Here is a 245-nt window from a genome sequence, read left to right as displayed (position 1 = left end):
TCGGCATCGTCCTCGCGGTCGGCGTCCCCGGACTCCTCGCGGAGTTCGTGCTCGGACGTCGGTCGCGCAAGAGCCCCGTCGGCGCGCTCCGAGACCTCTCGGGCTCGAAGCACTGGGGGCACGTCGGACTCGTGAGCGTCCTCGCCGGCCTCGTCCTCCTGTCGTTCTACAGCGTCGTCGGCGGCTGGATCATCCGGTACCTCGTCGCCTCCCCGACGGGCGCGTACTTCGCGAACCCCGGCGCG

General features: G+C 71.8%; 1 pseudogene. It reads left to right on the top strand.

Annotated elements, in window-relative coordinates:
• Positions 1-245, top strand: a pseudogene (locus SM753_RS21030) (sodium-dependent transporter); the annotation flags it as partial.

The organism is Halostella sp. PRR32, from assembly GCF_034808085.1.
In the GTDB taxonomy this organism is placed as follows: Archaea; Halobacteriota; Halobacteria; order Halobacteriales; family Natronoarchaeaceae; genus Halostella; species Halostella pelagica.
The sequence above is the reverse complement of the archived record's forward strand: the minus strand, read 5'-3'. Positions and strand labels throughout refer to the sequence as shown.